Here is a 19,537-nt window from a genome sequence, read left to right as displayed (position 1 = left end):
TTTACTGTTTTTATAGGTTGTAGTTTATACTACGCTAAAAATTTCACTCGCCTGACTGCTTTCGCAATCTGGCTTTTTAAGAAATCTTCAGGGTTGGTTATACTGTTCAATTATCAAGGTTCTTTGCATAGTCTCACTATCTTGGAGACCAACGGAGAAGAAGGGATTTGAACCCTTGCGCCGCTACTAACGACCTACTCCCTTTCCAGGGGAGCCCCTTCAACCTCTTGGGTACTTCTCCAAGCATAAGTTGATTCTCAAAAATCTGATATTTAATTGTAAATATCAACGGAGAAGGTGGGATTCGAACCCACGGTCCCTTTCGGAATCACCGGTTTTCAAGACCGGCTCCTTAAACCACTCGGACACCTCTCCAAAGCAGTTAAGTGACTCGTTTATTATAACTCATCGTCTTGCTTTTGTCAAGCACTTTTTTAACTTTTTTTCAGATCTTTTTTGAAGATTTGAGGTTTGTTAAAGCCGTGACTTGGAAGTTTTTGTCGTTTCAAGCGACTTCTATATACTATCACGGCTTTTCCAAAATGTCAACACCTTTTTTCGATTTTTTTCAAGTTTTTTTATTGTTGCTTTATTTCCATCTTTTGATACTATTACATTTCACGCGTCCTGGCAGATAAAATCCCATGCGCCGCTGTCATATCCTCTGGCGTAGTCAGCTTGATATTCTCATAGCTGCCCTCTGACAGATAGACCTTCTGATTAGTAAATGTTTCCACTACCATGGCATCATCTGTAATGGAGCCTGCTGCTTTTATGCCTTTTGTTTCTATTATATGGTTAAGATGATCATATGCCGCACAGATAATATCATGCTTAAATGTCTGTGGTGTCTGAATAATGCGAAGTGTACTTCTGTCAGGTGTTGACAGTACCATTCCATTTTGATCTGCTACCTTCACTGTATCTTTTAACGGCACTGCTGCAACACCGCTTCCATGTATTCTTGCTGAAGCAATTGATCTTTCAATAACTTCCATATCAACACATGCACGTGCTGCATCATGTATCATAATTAAATCGCAGTCTGAGGCTGCCCTTACTCCTTCCATAGATGAAAGGAAACGTTCGCTTTTTCCCGCGATCACAATAACCTCTGCGCAAAGTTCTTCCTTTTCCAGAAGATTCCGGCAATACTCGACTGCATCTGGTGAAGTCACAAGTACAATTTTATCAGCTATCTTGTCAAACAGACGCACACTATGCAAAAATACCGGAATGCCCATCAAATCAAGAAACTGCTTGGCAACTGGCGTATTCATGCGTCTTCCGCTTCCTGCTGCCAGAATTACAGCAGCTTTTTTCTCCTTATGCTCCTGTTTTCCCACATCATTCATTTTATCGTTCTCCCAGCTTTAAGGACGCTGCTGCATTTAAATCCCAGCCGCTTCTTCTTCCTTTTTTATATTCGTAGTAGCCTGCTGCACCAATCATTGCTGCATTATCTGTGCAAAAAATAGGGGACGGATAATACAGAGTAATTCCATTCTTTTCGCATGCCTCCTTTAAGCTTGCTCGAAGTGCAGAGTTTGATGCAACACCTCCTGCAAGAGCTAACTTACGAAAACCATGTTCCTTAGTTCCTCGAATAGCATGCTCTACTAATACCTGCACAACTGCCTTTTGAAAGGATGCTGCCAGATCATTTGGATTAACCTCTTCGCCTGTCATCTTCGCATGATTTAAATAATTAAGCACAGCTGATTTTAAACCACTGAAGCTAAAGTCATACGGATTATCAGACATCTTCGCCTTTGGAAATGTAATGGCATCCGGATTTCCAAGCTTTGCTGCCTTGTCGATCTTTGGACCTCCCGGATAGCCAAGACCGATGCTTCTGGCCACCTTATCGAAAGCTTCACCTGCTGCATCATCTCTTGTGCGTCCAATGATATTAAATTTATCATAATCTTCAACTACAACAAGATGTGTATGACCACCTGAAACGATCAGACACATAAATGGCGGCTCTAAATCCTGGTTTTCAATGTAATTGGCTGCAATATGACCCTCAATATGATGAACACCAACAAGCGGCTTTCCTGCTGCATATGCAATCGCCTTTGCCTCTGCCGTTCCAACAAGAAGTGCTCCAACAAGACCTGGTCCATAGGTAACAGCAACTGCGTCGATGTCCTCTAATGTCACAGATGCCTGTTTCAATGCTTCCTTTACCACCTGATTGATACGCTCGAGATGCTTTCTGGATGCAATTTCTGGAACAACACCGCCATAAAGAGTATGAATATCAATCTGTGTAGAGATTACATTTGACAATACCTTACGTCCATTTTCTACTACTGCAGCAGCCGTCTCGTCACAGCTGCTCTCAATTGCAAGTATTTTTATATTCTTTTCTTCCATCTTACTTCGTACCTTCTTCCTGCTCAAAATCCAGTGAAATACTTCTTCCGTCCTTTGCTGCAATTGTTCTTGAAAAGATCTTTCTCGTCTCCTCAATGTACTCCTCCGGATGTGCAAGCGACGGACTATAATGAGTCAGCCACATTTCCTTAGGCTGTGCCTCTTTTGCAAGTGACGCCGCCTCACTAAATGTCATATGCTTGTATTCCTTTGCCTTGGCAAGCTTATCTGGCTCTCCATACATGCCCTCACATATAAAAAGATCAGCATCCTTTGCCTGCTCAGCAATAATTGGAAGCGGTCTTGTATCTGTGACATACGTAACTTTGATTCCTTTTCTTTTTTCGCCCATAACCATATCAGGCGTATAAACCTTATCGCCATCTGTCATTGTCTCTCCCTTTTGCAAATGACTCCAGAAGGTAAGCGGAATGCCAAGCTCTTTTGCCTTTTCAGCATGAAAACGGCCTGCACGCGGAATCTGAATCGTGTAACCATAGCAGGTTACATTGTGCTGAACGCGAAAGGCATGAATATGATAGCCCTTCACCTCGAAATCCTGCTCGTTTTGCGTAATCTCTTTAAATATAATAGGAAATGGCAGCTCTGGCGCAATAACGCGAAGCGCATTCACCACGCGCTCAAGGCCTTTTGGTCCAATAAGTGTAAGCGGCTCTGTACGGTCTGCATTTCCCATTGTCAAAAGGAGTCCCGGAAGGCCGCTTATATGATCTCCATGGTAATGTGTAAAACAGATCACATCGATTGGATTACAGCTCCAGCCTTTTTCTCTCACTGCGATCTGTGTTCCCTCTCCACAGTCAATCATTAATGTGCTTCCGTTAAATCTTGTCATTAACGACGTCAGCCAACGATAAGGAAGGGGCATCATACCGCCTGTTCCCAATAAACATAAATCTAACATCTGTCCTCTCATTCCAAATGAGCGCCCGCCCAAAGCGCACTTTTATAAGGTTATAAATATTCCCGTGTTTTTTTCTGATACACAGGCAGGCGAAACCTTTTTGTAAGCTCTTGGGTACAGTTCTCACACAAGTCAAATGCAATTTTCTCGCCATCGCGCTCTGAAAAATAGCCCCATGCTTTATCCACATGAATATAATCCTCTAGCACAATGCCATTTTCAACTGGAAGCGGCCGTCTGCAGCAATTGCACACGACCTGAAGAATTCTGTCCCTATTATTTTCTTTTACTGTTATTCTCATTGCTTTCCTCCCTGATTCATTGATTCATTTTGCATGTATATTTTAATAAATTTCGGGAAGAATAACAATGGAAATGCCTGTCACTACTGGAAGTATTTCCACATAATTAAGGCATCTTCCTTTGGTTTGCTGTAAAATCCTTTGCGAATACCAGATTTTTCATAACCATTTTTTTCATATAATGCAATTGCTGCATTATTTGACACACGCACCTCGAGCGTAATTCCATATAAATTCTTTTCCTGTGCAAATGCATCAAGCGCTTTCATCAGCTGATTAGCTGCGCCGCACCGTCTGTATGATGAAAATACAGCGACATTTGTGATAGAAAGCTCATCTGCTGCCAGATATGCACCGACGTATCCTGCAATTTCTTCTGTATCTTTTTCATCTGCCATGCAAGACGGCTTCGATACCACTGCGACAAAAAATACATAATTTGCTTCTGCAAGACTTTCTGCCAACGCATTTTCTGACCATGCCTCTGCAAAACATTCCTTCTCAAGCTGTGCTACAGCCAGAAGATCTGCTTTGCACATACGGCGCACTGACAATTTTACGGCATCACTGCCGTTTTTCGTCAGCAAATCTTTGCCTGCGTTCCGCTCTCTCCCGGACGCAGAGAACCTTTTGTGTAAATGCCAGCCTCTCGTTCCTGCTCTGCCTGTGATTTTTTAAGGTAGATCGGACGGTGATCATCTGCATTGATTGCCTTTCCTTCACGCCATTTCTTAGCGCCAAGCTCTGCTACTGCTGCTGCGCGCGGCGTGCTGCAGACTGCTGGTGCCATTTTACTTTTTGATACATTTTCCTTTAACCATGCACCATGCACATGCATGCCATCTCCTGTAAATAACACATTCTCATCGTCTGACTTTAATTCTTTTAAGTTCTGTGCAAGCTCTTCCATTAATAAAAGCTTTGGTTCCATCACACATACCATATTCAATTCTTCATCAAAACGATACAGCGCTGTGTAAACCTGTCTTCGTCTCGCATCGATCATCGGGCAGATCAGACCATTATATGGGCCGCATCCAAACGCCATAGCTTCAAGCGTAGACACCTCAACAAGCGGCTTATCAAGCGCCAGACATAATCCCTTCGCTGTTGCACTGCCGATTCTAAGTCCTGTAAATGAACCAGGACCTGCTGAAATGGCTATTGCATCAAGCTCCTTTAAATTGGTTTCTGTCATCTTTACAACCTCATCGATCATAGGAAGCAATGTCTGCGAGTGTGTCTTTTTAAATGAAACTGAATACTCTGCCAGTACAACATCATCCTTTATAATTGCTGCACCTGCTGTCAAAGATGAGCTTTCTATTGCTAATATCTGCATACTGTTACCTTATTGCCTTTCTTTTCACTTACCGCGCACTGTTATTTTTCGATAATCGAATCCCTTGTCCAGATCTTTCTCAATCGTGATCCACACAGCTTCTGGCGGAATAATCTCTTCTACAAGTGATGCCCACTCAACAAGACACACACCCTGTCCATAAAAATATTCCTCGTAGCCAATTTCTTCCATCTCTTCCGGCTCTTCGATTCGATATACATCAAAATGATACAATGGCAGACGTCCTTCTTCATATTCACATACGATTGTAAAAGTTGGACTGTTTACTGCCTCTTTTATGCCAAGACCTGCGGCAAAGCCCTGGGAAAAAACAGTTTTTCCTGTTCCTAAATCACCGTCAAGACAATAAATGTCACCGGCTTTTGCCTCTTTTGCAAGGCGCATTCCCACCTCAAAAGTTTCCTCTGCACCATTTGTCTCATAAATTTTTTCTGGTATTGCCATTGATTCCTCCAAATATTGTTTCATTTTTATCAGAGCAAAATGTCGTAGAATAAAAACAAATATCCGCAGCCTTGCGACTGCGGATACACACAAACTGCAATTTACATTTACTGCAAACACAGCTTATTTTGTGCATCGTATTGATTTTACAACGAATGCACAAGAAAAACAACTCTATTTTTATACCTGATGCAGAATACGGCTGATTGGCTTGTAGATCAGCATAACGATAACTGATACCAGTGCACCCTTTAACAGATTTAATGGTGCTACACATAAGGCAACAAATGTCAAAATGTTAAACTCTTCAAAACCAGAAAAGATTGCATGACCCATCTCTAAAATGCTTTCAAGCGGCATTCCGTACAGCTTGGAGAATGCCGGAAGCAGATAAAATGCGTTGAATAAGCTTCCAAAAATTGCAATAATGATTGTTCCTGCTACACAGCCTATTATCGCTGTTTTCTTTGTCTTGTGTTTGAAATAAAGGATTGCTGCCGGAATAATGAAGCTGCAGCCAATCACAAAGTTTGCATAATCGCCGACAAATGCTGTTGTTGTACCTCTAAAAAGCACCTTTAATACGTTTTTAAGCAGCTCTGATGCTACACCTGCCACCGGTCCCATTGCAAAGGAGCAGATTAAAACTGGCACCTCTGAAAAATCAAGCTTGTAGAATGGCGGTGCAAATGGTACTGGAAAATCAAAGATCTGCAGAATAAATGCAAGCGCTGACATCATACCTATAGTGACAATTTTTTTCGTGCGCATTTGCTGCGATGAAGTCACTCCTGCCCACATTTCTCCAAGCTTTGCCACCGCAAAAAGGACTGCTGCCGTGATCGCAATGACGACAATAAAGCCGACATTTTCAGTTACTGTCTTCCATAAGTTTTCCATTTCTCTTTCCTCTTTTCTGCGCATTTATGCGCGTATTATTGAAAATTGAAAGTGGACGTCTTTGATTAAATTGTGAAATAAGAATCTGGTGCACCATTTTAAAAAAAGCCCCCTGAATCGACAGGGGGCCTATAAAACGATACACTCTTTCTTTTCCCATCCAGACTTTGGACACAGCTTTTGCTAATAATGCTGCATCACTTTACTGTTGGTTTCGGAGTTGTGAAGAATTGTTCATCACTATCTTTGCACTCACCGAATCAGCCGCAAAAATGCGGGTCGCGGACTTTACCGCCAGTGGGGATTTACACCCCGCCCCAAAGAATATTCCATTTTCCGACAGATAGTTTAGCACAGCAGAGTGATAATTGCAAGCGTTTTTTATTTTGTTTTCATAGTAAGGGCAATTCGTTTTTTCTTTAAATCTACGCTAAGCACTCTGACGTTTACAATATCTCCTACGCTTACAACCTCTGACGGATGCTTAACGTAGCGGTTACAAAGCTGTGAGAGATGAACTAGTCCGTCTTCATGCACACCTATATCGACAAATGCGCCAAAATCAACAACATTTCTAACTGTTCCCTTTAATTCCATATCTGGCTTTAAGTCTTCCATGGACAGGACATCACTTCTAAGGATTGGCTTTGGCATTTCATCACGTGGATCTCTTGATGGCTTTTCTAATTCTTTTACAATATCAGTAAGTGTAAGTTCACCAATTCCAAGCTGCTTTGCAAGCTTGGCTGTCTGAAGTTTCTTTGCAATGCCTGCAGCCTTTCCCTCTAAAATATCCTGCGGCTTTAGTTCACATGATGCTAAAACTGCACGTGCTGCATCGTAACTTTCCGGGTGAACGGCTGTAGCATCAAGCGGCTCATCTCCACCGCGAATACGAAGAAAACCCGCACACTGCTCATATGCCTTTGGTCCAAGCTTTGCAACCTTTAACAACTGTTTTCTATTTGTAAACTGACCATTTTCCTCGCGGTAAGTAACGATATTTTTTGCAATTGTTTTCGTGATGCCTGACACATATTCGAGAAGCGCTGCTGAAGCTGTATTTAAATCCACGCCTACCTGATTTACACAGTCTTCTACTGTTCCATGAAGCATCTCATCGAGCTTTTTCTGATTCATATCATGCTGATACTGGCCGACACCGATAGCCTTTGGATCAATCTTGACAAGCTCTGCAAGCGGGTCCTGCACACGTCTGGCGATAGAAACAGCACTTCTCTGGCCAACATCAAAGTTTGGAAACTCATCTGTTGCCTGTTTGCTTGCAGAATATACTGAAGCACCAGCCTCGTTTGTGATGACATAGCGCACAGGCGCATTGATTTCCCTAATCAAATCTGCAATGATTTGCTCAGACTCTCGCGATGCTGTTCCGTTTCCAACTGAAATCAATGTAATATGGTACTTTGCAATAAGTGCTTTTAAGATATCTTTTGCTTCTTTTACTTTGTTATGCGGCGCTGTCGGATAAATGACCTTTGTGTCAATTACCTTTCCAAATGGATCAATTACAGCAAGCTTGCAGCCTGTACGAAAGGCCGGATCCCAGCCAAGAACAGTCTGACCTGCAATTGGCGGCTGCATCAGAAGCTGCTTTAGATTCTGTCCGAACACCTTCATTGCGCCCTCTTCTGCTGTCTCTGTCAGATTAGTGCGAAGCTCACGCTCTATTGCCGGAGCAATCAGACGCTTATATGCATCCTCTGTAGCCTCACGAAGAATAGCTGCACAAGTTTCGTTCTTTCCCTTTGTCATTACATTATATAACCAGGAAAGAATCTCTTCCTGCGGTGCCTCAATTTTAACACTCAGCACCTTTTGATTTTCTCCGCGGTTTACAGCAAGCACCTGATGACCATTGATCTTTGTAAGCTGTGCCTGAAACTCATAATATGTTTCAAATACAGACTCTGTACCTTCTTCGCGAACTGTGGAGGTGAGCATACCTTTTTCCCATGTCATTTTACGAATTTGGGCACGAAATGAAGCATCATCTGAAATGTGCTCAGCTAAAATATCCATGGCACCTAAAAGTGCATCTTCTGTGCTTTCCACACCTTTTTCCGGTGATACAAAAGCTTTTGCCAGCTCTTCTTTTGTTCCTTTTGCCTGTCCTAATAATATTTCATTTGCAAGCGGCTCTAAGCCTTTTTCTTTTGCAATTGTCGCTCTTGTACGGCGCTTTGGACGATATGGACGATAAAGATCTTCTATGACGGCTAATGTCTGTGCCTGCTCCATTTTCTTTTTCAGATCATCTGTGAGTACGCCAAGCTCTTCCATGGAAGCAAGAACACTTGACTTTTTCTCTTCAAGATTGCGAAGATATGTCAGCCTTTCATCGAGATTTCTAAGTATCTCATCATTTAATGCACCGTGTGCTTCCTTGCGGTAGCGCGCAATAAAAGGGATGGTATTGCCCTCATCAATCAAATTTACAACTGCCTGAACCTGATCAGGGCGAATTTGCAGTTCTTCTGCTATCTTTTTAATAATATCCATTTTGATGCCTTTCTGCACCATATATACTGATGGTGCAAATATTGGTTGTGACTTTTATTTTTATGTGATATGATAACACTAATGTTTATCATACATTGCAGTAGAATATTTTGCAACCCAGAAGATACACAAATTCGAAAAGAAAGGATTTTATTTTTTATGGATGAAAATAAGAACTATAAGGATCCTGAGCGTGAAGGCAATGATAACGACACCTATGATCCGTATGAGGAATATGTAAAGGATAAGGTTCATGAGGAGCAAAAGGAGGAGTATGGTGATTCTTATGCGCGCTATACTGATCCGCAGATGGGGCCTGAGGATGATAGAGGCCGTTCTTACAAACCACATCACAGACGTGCTACTAATCTTGAGAAGATTGGCTTCGCAATGAGTATTGCTGCTTTGATCTGCTGTTGCTGTGCTAATATTTATTTAACGCTTGGTGTTTCTATCATGTCTCTTGCTGTTTTAATCTGTTCTCGCTTTTTTGCAAATGAGGATCATCACTTTCACCCTATTGCAATTACTGGAATTATTATCAGCAGCATCTCTATTGTGATTGTTGCTTTTATCCTCTTCTTCTATCTTGTTCTTTATCCACAGCTGTTAGAGGATCCAACTTACCGCGATATGCTCAAGCAGATGCAGGATCTTTTAAATAATAAGGCAAATTCACTGCTTCCTTCTGAGTCTGGCGCAGTAGAAGTACCAAACACAGTTCCGATGCCAACAGGCAATAGGGATACAATCTAAAATTTAAAAATACGGCACAGCCTATGGTTTACCCCATTAGCTGTGCCGCATTTTTTATGATAAAATTAAGAAAAAACAATAATACCGCTGCCCATAAGTGCCAGCTTCGATATTTGAAGCCTCTAATACGTCCTTTTGACAGATAGTGAAGACTTTGCCAGCACAAAAATATAATTGTCCATGCGGCAAGATATGGTACTGCCGGATGATAATAAATACTGTCAAACAGCCTGCCACAAAGAAGCGCCTTTACTGCTCGTGTGCCGCCGCAGCCTGGGCAATACCAGCCAGTGAGGCTATAAATAAAGCATGGTGCTCCCTGTGCGATCCATTCAAGATCAAGCACATGCAAAATGCCAAGGCCGCCAACAAAAATAATTATACCAGCCACAATAATGCAAAAGAGGACATCTTCTGTCCTCTCTGCATGATCTTTATTTTTATGATCCATAATCATTCTTACTTTGCTAAACGAATTACACTGACAACTGGATAGTTTTCGCACAGCGCATCAAACTCATTTTCAGCCCACTCTGCTGTAATAAGTCCAAACTCATCTGCAATACCAGCATCTACGATCTGCTTTGCCTTAAAGCTTTCTGCTACAGCGTTTGCATCTGATCCCTTTACACGCACAAAGTAGCTGTGTGTTGATTTTAAATGATCTGAAACAGTCATCTTTCCTGGCTCATATGGTTCAATCTCAGTGATCTTTGGATTTCTTGCTGCATTTACAACATCTGCCACTACAGCGGAAGCTGTTGGAAGCTTTCCTGCTCCTGCACCATAAAACATCAAATCACCCATGCTCTCACCGCGAACAAGAATTGCGTTCATTACGTCATTAACTGCAAAAAGCGGATGCTCGTTTGTGATCATAACTGGGCATACCATTGCACTTATACTTCCATACTCTTTCTTTTTGCTTGTTCCAAACAGCTTAATACGGCTGCCAAGAATTTTTGCGTATGCAAAATCAGCTGATGTGATCTTTGTAATACCCTCAGTATAAACATCCTCATAATCTACATATTTGCCAAATGCAAGTGAGGACAAAATTGCAATCTTTCTGCGTGCATCATGACCCTCAACATCTGCCGCTGGGTTTCTCTCTGCATAGCCTCTCTCCTGTGCATCCTCAAGGACTGCATCATAATCAAGACCATCTTCACTCATCTTGGTTAACATATAGTTTGTGGTGCCGTTTAGAATACCGGTAATCTCGGTTACTGCATCGGAAGTAATGCTTGAAACAAGAGGACGAATAATCGGAATACCGCCTCCTACACTTGCCTCAAATAAGAAGCTTACATGATGTGCCTTTGCAATCTCAAGAAGCTCTGGACCATGCGCTGCAACAAGCTCCTTATTGGAAGTTGCAACATGCTTTCCAGCCTCAAGACAAGCCTTTACGAAGGCATATGCCGGCTTTGTTCCACCCATAGTCTCAACAACGATTGAAATTTCTGGGTTTTGTGTAATCAGATTAATATCCTTTACTACCTTATCTTCCATCACGTCGCCTGGGAAATCGCGAAGATCAAGTACGCATGCCGGCACGATCTCATCTCCTGCCTTCTTTGCGATTGTTTCCTTATTCTTCAGCAATACCTGCACAACTCCTGAACCGATATTTCCATATCCTAACACTGCCACCTTAATCATACTTATGTCCAACCTTTCCAGTTATGTGATTTTTGAGCTTTGAGGGTCTTTTTACTCTCCTGTGTCCTCAGATACCTTCTCTCCTGTAGACAGCCATCTTAAATACGCGCTGATAAACAGATCGATGTCTCCATCAAGCACAGCGCCTGCATTTCCGCTGCTGGCACCAGTACGATGATCCTTTACCATAGTGTATGGCTGAAGTACGTAAGAGCGAATCTGATTTCCCCACGCGATGTCTTTTACCTCACCACGGATGCCGGAAATCTTTTCTTCATTTTCCTGCTGCTTTAACATATACAGCTTTGCCTTTAACATCTGCATTGCCTTGTCCTTGTTCTGGAACTGGGAACGCTCATTCTGACAGGTAACAACGATACCAGTCGGAAGATGCGTAATACGAATTGCAGATGAGGTCTTATTGATATGCTGTCCGCCGGCACCACTAGAACGGTAGGTATCGATACGAAGATCATCATCGTTGATTTCAACATCAAGATCTTCCTCGATCTCTGGCATAACATCACAGGAAACAAAAGAAGTCTGACGCTTTCCTGCTGCGTTAAATGGGGAAATACGAACCAGTCTGTGAACACCCTTCTCAGACTTTAAATAACCGTAGGCATTCTCACCATTTACCTGGAAGGTGACTGACTTAATTCCAGCCTCATCACCATCAAGCATATCAAGAACTTCTACTGAGAAGCCATTTCTGTCAGCGTAACGTGTATACATACGATACAGCATACTAGACCAGTCGCATGCCTCAGTACCGCCGGCACCTGCATTCAAACGAATGATGGCATTATTTTTATCATACTCACCATTTAACAGTGTGCTAAGTCTGAGTGCTTCAAGGTTTGTCGTGAACTCATCAAGAGACTCCTGAATGACAGGAATAACCTCTGGATCATTCTCCTCGTAACCCATCTCAATAAGCTCACTAATATCGTCATACTGAGTAGACAATGTTGTGTAGCTCTTTACGGTATCTTCCAGACTCTTTAACTCTTTTGTCATCTTCTGAGAACGCTCTGGGTCATCCCAGAAATCAGGAGCTTCCATATAACGTGAAAGCTCTGCAATTCTCTCTTTTTTGGCATCCAGATTTAAAGAAGCACCAAGCTCCTTTAACATCGGGACATAAGTAGACAGTGTGTACTTAAACTGATCTAACTCTACCACTTTTCTTCCTCTACTTTCTTTAATTCAAATTCAATATTTCAAGTTCAATATATCTTTGCGTCATTTACTCAGCAAATCTTCCGCAGCACTGCTTATATTTCTTGCCAGAACCGCATGGACACGGATCATTTGGCTGAATCTTCGGTGCATTTCTGCGAACCGGTGCCTTCACGCCGCTGTCATCCTTGTTTGTTCCTGTCACCTTTGCTACCTGCTCACGCTCCTCTGGCTTTTCAACCTTTACGCGGAACATCATCTTGACAGTATCCTCACGGATGCTTGCCATCATCTCGTTGAACATGTCATAGCCTGCCATCTTATACTCATTGAGCGGATCGCGCTGTGCATATGCCTGAAGACCGATACCCTGACGTAGCTGATCCATATCGTCGATGTGATCCATCCACTTGCGGTCGATGGTCTTTAACAGAACAACGCGCTCTGCCTCTCTCATGCTCTCTGGATCTGGGAACTCGCTTTCCTTGTCTGCATAAGCCTGCAGTGCCATCTCTGTAAGAGTCTCTTTTAATGCTGCCTTCTTCATGTTCTTTGTTTCATCTGCTGACGGCATATATTCGGTAAGCGGAATGATGGAACGAAGCTCGATATTTAACTGAGTGAAATCCCAATCCTCCGGTGCCTGCTCATCTGAGATTGTGCGGTCTACAACCTGGCTGACGATATCTCTAATCATCTTTAAGATAACATCCTTCATGCTCTCTCCATCAAGAACCTGACGGCGCTCCTTGTAGATGATTTCACGCTGCTCATTCATGACCTCATCATACTTTAAGACATTCTCACGAATACCGTAGTTGTTGCCCTCGATCTTCTTTTGTGCCTTCTCAATTGCAGATGTTAACATCTTGTGCTCAATCTGCTCGCCGTCCTGAACACCAAGCGCATTGAACATGCTCATGATCTTTTCTGAACCGAACAGACGCATCAGATCATCCTCAAGGGAAATATAAAATCTTGATTCACCAGGATCACCCTGACGTCCGGAACGACCTCTTAACTGGTTATCAATACGTCTTGACTCATGGCGCTCTGTACCAATGATCTTTAATCCGCCAAGCTTTCTTGATTCCTCATCAAGCTTGATATCTGTACCACGTCCTGCCATATTAGTTGCAATTGTAACAGAACCATGCACACCTGCGCCTGCAACGATCTGAGCCTCTAGCTCATGATACTTTGCATTCAATACGTTATGCGGAATACCGCGTCTTTTTAACATGCCGCTTAAAAGTTCAGAAGTATCAATATTTACTGTACCAACAAGTACCGGCTGTCCTTTCTTGTAGGTCTCCTCAACCTCGTCGCATACTGCCTTATATTTTTCTTTCTTTGTCTTATAAACAGCATCCTGATGATCAATACGTGCAATCGGCTTGTTTGTCGGAATTTCAACTACGTCCATGCCGTAGATGTTACGAAACTCTCGCTCCTCAGTAAGCGCTGTACCAGTCATACCGCACTTTTTATCAAATTTATTAAAGAAGTTCTGGAAGGTAATAGTTGCAAGTGTTTTGCTCTCTCTCTTTACCTTTACATGCTCCTTTGCCTCAATTGCCTGATGTAGACCATCGGAGTAACGTCTGCCTGGCATGATACGTCCTGTAAACTCATCGACAATAAGAATCTCATCGTCCTTTACAACGTAATCCTGATCACGGAACATCATATAGTTTGCTTTGAGTGCCATGATCATATTATGCTGAATTTCAAGGTTCTCCGCATCTGCAAGGTTATCAATATGGAAGAACTGCTCTACCTTTTGAACACCCCGCTCGGTTAAGTTGATTGTCTTATCCTTCTCGCTGACAACAAAGTCACCAGTCTCAGTGATCTCCTCACCCATAAGAGCATTCATCTTGGAAAACTCTGCACTTGCCTCACCCTTTTCAAGACGCTTTGCCAGGATATCGCAAACCTCATACAGCTTTGTAGATTTTCCACTCTGACCTGAAATAATAAGAGGTGTTCTAGCCTCATCGATCAAAATGGAATCGACCTCATCTATGATCGCAAAGTGAAGACCTCTCATTACGAGCTGCTCCTTATATACGACCATGTTATCACGAAGATAGTCGAAACCTAACTCATTATTTGTTACATATGTGATATCGCAATTATATGCTGCTCTTCGCTCATCATTGTTCATGCTGTTTAATACACAGCCAACCGTAAGACCAAGGAATCTGTGAACCTTTCCTTCGTTCTCAGCATCACGCTGTGCCAGATAGTCGTTAACAGTAACGACATGAACACCCTCGCCTGCCAGTGCGTTTAAATAAGAAGGAAGTGCTGCCACGTTGGTCTTTCCTTCACCAGTCCTCATCTCTGCGATACGTCCCTGATGCAGTACGATACCGCCCGTCAGCTGAACCGGATAATGCTCCTCGCCCAACACTCTTCTGGAGGCCTCACGAACTGTAGCGAAGGCTTCCGGAAGGATATCATCCAGTGTCTCGCCCTTTGCAAGGCGCTCTTTAAATTCTACTGTCTTATGCTGAAGTTCTTCATCTGACAGTGCGACCCACTGCTCACGCATGCCGAGGATCTTATCCACAATTGGCTTAATACGCTTAAGCTCATGCTGGCTATGAGTACCAAATATCTTATTTATGAATCCCATATCTGCCTCCTAAATACATACCGATAGTACAACAGACTAATTCTATCATTTTTCCTATAAAAATTCAAGACATTTTTATTCCTACTTCAGTTTAGGGTTTTTCCGGAAAATGTAAAAAAGATGTATAAAAATTCTCTAAATTACATCAAAATTATATTTACAAAATCATTGTTTCGTGCTATACTCTTGGTAAATAAATAAAGACACATTTTATTTATTTCTATGATTCTATCGGAAGGAGCTGATTGTATGAAGTATATCATTACAGGAAGAAATATCGAGGTCACTGAGGGCCTGAAATCAGCAATTTATGAAAAGATCGGAAAACTTGAGCGCTATTTCACACCAGATGCAACAGTTTATGTTACGTTAAGCGTTCAGAAGGATCGTCAAAAAATCGAGGTTACGATCCCAGTTAAAGGAAGCCTGGTTCGTGCAGAACAGGAAAGTTCGGATATGTATGTTTCGATCGATTTAGTAGAAGAAATCATTGAGCGTCAGCTGAGACGTTATAAAACGAAACTGATTGCCAGAGAGCAGGATGGCGGAGACTTCTCAAGTGCCTTTATTGAGGAAGAGGATGAGTTCTCCGAAGAGAATGAGGGCATCAATATTGCACGTGTTAAGCGTTTCCCATTAAAGCCAATGAATCCTGAGGAGGCTTGCCTTCAGATGGAGCTTTTGGGACATAACTTCTTTGTATTCTACAACTGCGATGAGGATCGCGTAAATGTCGTTTACAAGAGAAAGAATGGTACTTATGGTCTGATCGGACCTGAGTTCTAATAATTAAATTGTTACTTACAGGGCATCTCAAATGGAGGTGCCCTTTTTTTCGACACTTTTTTCCATTTTTTGCCACTGTCAGATAGAGTTTTGTCTGATTATGGCTGTTTTTGTTGCTGTCAGCAAGTTATGTTTCCTATCTATTAGATATATTCTTATACTAGGAGGTAGGATTTATGGACTTTGAACAAATTGGAATGCGCATTAAAGCATGCAGAAAGCAAAAGCACCTGACGCAGGAGAAGCTGGCAGAATGCCTTGACGTTTCTTCTCATTATATCTATGAGCTAGAACGTGGCGTGAAAACGATGAGCTTATACACACTCAACGATCTTTCGACTTGTCTTGAGGTTTCGAGTGACTATTTGCTCTATGGCAAGGACAATACTGATTCAAACCCGATTCCCGAAGACGCCCTGTCCGTGATGATTAAGGATCTTCCATCGCAGCAGAGAAACAGACTCGCTGATCTGCTTAAGGTGATGATGCCGTACATCTCTCTTGATGAGTCAAGCCAGACATCAGGCAATGATGCCGGCAGAAAAAAAGTAAATAAGTAAGCACAAAAATCCGAGGCAGTCATAATTCAGCCTCGGATTTTTGTATTTTTATCAGTTACTTTTATTTGACATTAAATGCCTTGATGCCTGGATATACAGCACTTGCTCCAAGCTGTTCTTCGATTCGAAGAAGCTGATTGTACTTGGCAACACGCTCTGATCTAGACGGTGCACCTGTCTTTATCTGGCATGTATTTAGTGCCACTGCAAGATCTGCGATAGTTGTGTCAGCAGTCTCACCGGAACGATGGGAGGAAATTGCGGTGTAGCCTGCCTTATGAGCCATCTTGATTGCCTCAAGTGTCTCGGATACAGAACCGATCTGATTTAACTTGATTAAGATTGCATTTCCTGCACCCAGCTCGATACCCTTGGAAAGTCTCTCGGTGTTGGTAACAAACAGGTCATCACCAACCAACTGAACCTTGTCGCCCAGTCTCTTTGTGAGCTTCTGCCAGCCTTCCCAGTCTTCCTCATCAAGACCATCCTCGATTGAGATGATTGGATACTTCTCGCAAAGTGCTGCCCAGTGCTCGATCAGTTCCTCAGCTGTATACTCAGTTCCTGCCTTTGGAAGCTTGTAGTAGCCCTTGCCTTTCTCACTCTTCCACTCAGAAGAAGCTGCATCCATAGCAATTCTAAAGTCTTTTCCTGGCTCATAGCCTGCCTTCTTTACAGCCTCAAGAATCGTCTCAATTGCCTCCTCATCGGACTTTAATGCTGGAGCGAATCCGCCCTCATCACCGACTGAGGTTGCAAGTCCTCTGGACTTTAAGATAGAAGCAAGTGCATGGAATACCTCTGCACACCATCTTAAGCACTCCTTAAATGATGGTGCTCCAACTGGCATGATCATAAACTCCTGTACATCAAGTCCTGATGAAAGTGCATGGCAGCCTCCATTTATAATATTCATCATTGGAACAGGAAGACGATTTCCTGAAACTCCGCCAAGGAAACGATATAGCGGGATATCAAGAGATGCTGCCGCTGCACGGCAAACAGCGATGGATACGGCTAAAATAGCATTTGCGCCAAGCTTTGACTTATCCTTTGTTCCATCTGCTTCAATCATTGCCTTATCAACTGCATAAATATCAGAAGCATCCATACCAGTGATGGTATCGTTAATAATTGTATTGATATTCTCAACTGCCTTTGTAACGCCCTTCCCAAGATAGCGGCTCTTATCTCCGTCGCGAAGTTCAAGTGCCTCGAACTCACCAGTAGAAGCACCGCTCGGTGCTGTTCCTCTTGCTACAGTTCCATCAGCCAGAGTAACCTCTGCCTCTACTGTTGGGTTTCCTCTGGAATCAAGAATTTCTCTTCCTACAACCTTCTCAATCTCTAAATAATCCATGATCATACCAAACCTTTCTTTTTCTTTCCACTGGTCTCCAACGGGAGAACACTCCCGTTTCAGCAGTATGGAGCCAATGGTTATTTTGTGTGAAGTTTGAAGTTGTATTCAGGCTTTTTGCATTTTCTTTATGTTAGCCATTACAACTATTAGTTAGTCTACACTAATTCTTTTCAAAATGCAAGGGGGTTCTGGACATTTTCCGGTTGTTGAAAATTTTATTCAGTTAGGGCAACACTGGGTAGAAATCAAAATCAAATTTTAAATTTCTCTTGACAGGAATCGTGATAGATAGTATAATCTCATTTGTGTTAGATATTTCTAACTAGTATTATGTGTAACTAATTTCAAATTTTATTAGGAGACGTTTATGGATCATTATCTGATTGAACATTGTGCGCCGACGTTAGCGTCTATAAAAACAGCAAATCTTTTCCGTGTCAGCTTTGATACTCAGAAAAATTTGTTTGATGCAGTACGCCGCTGGAACAATACACTTCGCGATAAGGGTGTTTTATGTTTTTGCCTGTGCCTTCATGAGCACACTGCTTTAATCTATGTGGTTCGTATGAGTCGTCTGCAAAATGATCTGTCTGATCCGGCTGTCGGTGAGTTTCTTTCCTCCTTTGGCTATACAAGCCAAAACGCAATCGACGCTCTCCTCATTCTCAGACAACATTTGATGCAGTCTGGTACGTTTCCTCATGAAATAGGAATTTTCCTTGGATACCCACTTGCGGATGTGAAGGGTTTTATTATAAACCATGGTCATAACTGCCTTTGCTGCGGTGACTGGAAGGTATACAGTGACCCTGAAAATGCAGTCAAAACCTTTAGGCGCTACTGCAAATGCAAGCAGATTTACCGTAAAATGTGGGAACAGGGAAAGGATCTTCGCCAGTTGACAGTCAGCGCATAAGTGCCTGACTGATTTGACAAATAAATTTTATTTTAAAGGAGAATGATTATGAGCAAGGTAGCTGTTGTTTACTGGAGTGGAACTGGAAATACAGAGCAGATGGCAGAAAGCGTAGCAGATGGAGCTAGAAATGCCGGCGCTGACGTAACTACTTTTACTGCTGCTGAATTTGATGCTGACAAGATGGATGAGTTTGATGCAATTGCATTTGGATGCCCTTCTATGGGTGCTGAGCAGCTTGAGGAAGATGAGTTTGAGCCGATGTTTACAGCTTGCGAATCAAAGCTGTCCGGCAAGAAGATCGCTCTGTTTGGCTCCTATGGATGGGGAGATGGTGAGTGGATGCGCAACTGGGATGAGACCTGCCGCAATGACGGTGCTGTAATGGCGTGTGATTTCGTTATCTGCAATGATGCTCCTGATGAGGATGCTAAGGCAGCATGCGAGGAACTCGGAAAGGCTCTTGCATAATTAGAGAAAAAGCTCGAAAGCAAATGATAAAATGCTTCCGAGCTTTTTTATTATACTGTAAAATCTAAGCAGGAACGGATTGCAGTGTGTGGTCTTACCTTTCCATTTGCAACTGCAACGTGAGCCGGATGTACGGAGTAGCCCTTTAATGCTGCCTCGTCAGTAAATGTAGAATCAAGCATCAAATCTGCATTTGAGCTTTCCAGTCCATTTATGTTAACATGAATCTCTAACAGTCCCGGAATCTGACCTGCAAGTCCCTCAAGACCAGCTTTGATTTCTGCCTTGATTGCTTCTTTTTCTTCTTTTGAATACTCATTCTTTAATGTCCATAAAATTACATGCTTTACCATTT

20 protein-coding genes, 2 tRNA genes and 1 riboswitch are annotated in these 19,537 nt (G+C 42.5%); of the genes, 5 read left to right on the top strand and 17 right to left on the bottom strand.

Translation table 11 applies throughout. The features are described from left to right. Positions 1-152: 152 nt before the first annotated feature. The 11 genes from LKD48_RS12190 to LKD48_RS12140 all read right to left on the bottom strand — a co-directional run bounded on the left by LKD48_RS12190 (position 153) and on the right by LKD48_RS12140 (position 8,839). A tRNA-Ser gene (locus LKD48_RS12190) sits at positions 153-241 on the bottom strand. 48 nt (positions 242-289) lie between these two features. Continuing rightward, positions 290-375 (bottom strand) — tRNA-Ser (locus tag LKD48_RS12185). A gap of 236 nt (positions 376-611) precedes the next feature. Next, positions 612-1,355 carry a 2-C-methyl-D-erythritol 4-phosphate cytidylyltransferase gene (gene ispD / locus LKD48_RS12180; protein ID WP_308732122.1) on the bottom strand — a complete coding sequence of 248 codons (744 nt, stop codon included), beginning with the start codon at positions 1,353-1,355 and terminating at the stop codon, positions 612-614. Position 1,356: 1 nt separating this feature from the next. Continuing rightward, positions 1,357-2,382: a tRNA (adenosine(37)-N6)-threonylcarbamoyltransferase complex transferase subunit TsaD gene (gene tsaD, locus LKD48_RS12175; protein WP_227102352.1), complete on the bottom strand. Its 1,026-nt coding sequence runs from the start codon at positions 2,380-2,382 to the stop codon at positions 1,357-1,359. A gap of 1 nt (position 2,383) precedes the next feature. Next, positions 2,384-3,307, bottom strand: coding sequence for a ribonuclease Z (locus tag LKD48_RS12170; protein ID WP_066556603.1), 924 nt, complete (start codon positions 3,305-3,307; stop codon positions 2,384-2,386). 50 nt (positions 3,308-3,357) lie between these two features. Beyond that, positions 3,358-3,609 carry a hypothetical protein gene (locus LKD48_RS12165; protein WP_066556600.1) on the bottom strand — a complete coding sequence of 84 codons (252 nt, stop codon included), beginning with the start codon at positions 3,607-3,609 and terminating at the stop codon, positions 3,358-3,360. Positions 3,610-3,692: 83 nt separating this feature from the next. Beyond that, positions 3,693-4,196 (bottom strand): ribosomal protein S18-alanine N-acetyltransferase, encoded by a 504-nt coding sequence (rimI, locus tag LKD48_RS12160; RefSeq protein WP_262538876.1) that lies wholly within the window; start codon positions 4,194-4,196, stop codon positions 3,693-3,695. Further along, on the bottom strand, positions 4,190-4,951 hold the full coding sequence (tsaB, locus tag LKD48_RS12155; protein WP_308732121.1) for a tRNA (adenosine(37)-N6)-threonylcarbamoyltransferase complex dimerization subunit type 1 TsaB: 762 nt from the start codon (positions 4,949-4,951) through the stop codon (positions 4,190-4,192). The genes rimI and tsaB overlap by 7 nt, the downstream gene beginning before the upstream one ends. A gap of 24 nt (positions 4,952-4,975) precedes the next feature. Continuing rightward, positions 4,976-5,416, bottom strand: a complete 441-nt coding sequence (gene tsaE, locus LKD48_RS12150; protein ID WP_118615439.1) for a tRNA (adenosine(37)-N6)-threonylcarbamoyltransferase complex ATPase subunit type 1 TsaE — start codon at positions 5,414-5,416, stop codon at positions 4,976-4,978. 180 nt (positions 5,417-5,596) lie between these two features. After that, positions 5,597-6,316: an ECF transporter S component gene (locus LKD48_RS12145; RefSeq protein ID WP_118615441.1), complete on the bottom strand. Its 720-nt coding sequence runs from the start codon at positions 6,314-6,316 to the stop codon at positions 5,597-5,599. A gap of 144 nt (positions 6,317-6,460) precedes the next feature. Then, positions 6,461-6,645: riboswitch (FMN riboswitch) on the bottom strand. A 52-nt stretch (positions 6,646-6,697) separates the two neighbouring features. After that, positions 6,698-8,839 carry a Tex family protein gene (locus tag LKD48_RS12140; RefSeq protein WP_308732120.1) on the bottom strand — a complete coding sequence of 714 codons (2,142 nt, stop codon included), beginning with the start codon at positions 8,837-8,839 and terminating at the stop codon, positions 6,698-6,700. A 159-nt stretch (positions 8,840-8,998) separates the two neighbouring features. Between LKD48_RS12140 and LKD48_RS12135 the strand changes: the two genes are divergently transcribed. After that, positions 8,999-9,595, top strand: a complete 597-nt coding sequence (locus tag LKD48_RS12135) for a hypothetical protein (protein WP_308732119.1) — start codon at positions 8,999-9,001, stop codon at positions 9,593-9,595. A gap of 28 nt (positions 9,596-9,623) precedes the next feature. On the opposite strand, the gene LKD48_RS12130 is transcribed toward LKD48_RS12135, so the two are convergent. The 4 genes from LKD48_RS12130 to secA all read right to left on the bottom strand — a co-directional run bounded on the left by LKD48_RS12130 (position 9,624) and on the right by secA (position 15,086). Beyond that, a complete protein-coding gene (locus LKD48_RS12130) occupies positions 9,624-10,046 on the bottom strand; it encodes a DUF2752 domain-containing protein (RefSeq protein WP_308732118.1) in 423 nt (140 codons plus the stop codon). Positions 10,047-10,054: 8 nt separating this feature from the next. Then, entirely contained in the window at positions 10,055-11,260 is a 1,206-nt protein-coding gene (locus LKD48_RS12125; RefSeq protein ID WP_308732117.1) for a homoserine dehydrogenase, read from the bottom strand. Between the two features lie 51 nt (positions 11,261-11,311). Further along, positions 11,312-12,445, bottom strand: coding sequence for a peptide chain release factor 2 (prfB, locus tag LKD48_RS12120; protein WP_227102345.1), 1,134 nt, complete (start codon positions 12,443-12,445; stop codon positions 11,312-11,314). 64 nt (positions 12,446-12,509) lie between these two features. After that, the gene (gene secA, locus LKD48_RS12115) at positions 12,510-15,086 is read right to left on the bottom strand and encodes a preprotein translocase subunit SecA (protein WP_227102344.1); all 2,577 of its coding nucleotides are present in this window, start codon (positions 15,084-15,086) and stop codon (positions 12,510-12,512) included. 249 nt (positions 15,087-15,335) lie between these two features. Between secA and hpf the strand changes: the two genes are divergently transcribed. Together hpf and LKD48_RS12105 are read left to right on the top strand one after the other, a co-directional pair. After that, positions 15,336-15,872 (top strand): ribosome hibernation-promoting factor, HPF/YfiA family, encoded by a 537-nt coding sequence (hpf, locus tag LKD48_RS12110; protein WP_066562701.1) that lies wholly within the window; start codon positions 15,336-15,338, stop codon positions 15,870-15,872. Between the two features lie 176 nt (positions 15,873-16,048). Beyond that, positions 16,049-16,432, top strand: a complete 384-nt coding sequence (locus tag LKD48_RS12105; protein WP_118615455.1) for a helix-turn-helix domain-containing protein — start codon at positions 16,049-16,051, stop codon at positions 16,430-16,432. A gap of 61 nt (positions 16,433-16,493) precedes the next feature. Here the strand turns inward: LKD48_RS12105 and eno are convergent, their stop codons facing one another. Further along, positions 16,494-17,792, bottom strand: coding sequence for a phosphopyruvate hydratase (gene eno / locus LKD48_RS12100; RefSeq protein ID WP_262538871.1), 1,299 nt, complete (start codon positions 17,790-17,792; stop codon positions 16,494-16,496). A gap of 370 nt (positions 17,793-18,162) precedes the next feature. On the opposite strand from eno, the gene LKD48_RS12095 reads away from it, so the two are divergent. Together LKD48_RS12095 and LKD48_RS12090 are read left to right on the top strand one after the other, a co-directional pair. Beyond that, complete coding sequence (locus LKD48_RS12095) at positions 18,163-18,711, top strand: DUF3793 family protein (RefSeq protein ID WP_262538870.1); 549 nt, start codon at positions 18,163-18,165, stop codon at positions 18,709-18,711. A 48-nt stretch (positions 18,712-18,759) separates the two neighbouring features. Beyond that, positions 18,760-19,182: a flavodoxin gene (locus LKD48_RS12090; protein ID WP_308732116.1), complete on the top strand. Its 423-nt coding sequence runs from the start codon at positions 18,760-18,762 to the stop codon at positions 19,180-19,182. 50 nt (positions 19,183-19,232) lie between these two features. On the opposite strand, the gene LKD48_RS12085 is transcribed toward LKD48_RS12090, so the two are convergent. Further along, positions 19,233-19,535, bottom strand: a complete 303-nt coding sequence (locus LKD48_RS12085; RefSeq protein ID WP_066562709.1) for a Dabb family protein — start codon at positions 19,533-19,535, stop codon at positions 19,233-19,235. Between the last annotated feature and the right edge of the window lie 2 nt (positions 19,536-19,537).

This window comes from Anthropogastromicrobium aceti (genome assembly GCF_020687335.1).
GTDB lineage: Bacteria > Bacillota > Clostridia > Lachnospirales > Lachnospiraceae > Anthropogastromicrobium > Anthropogastromicrobium aceti.
Note: the sequence above shows the minus strand (reverse complement) of the source record. Positions and strands in the feature narration are given on the sequence as shown.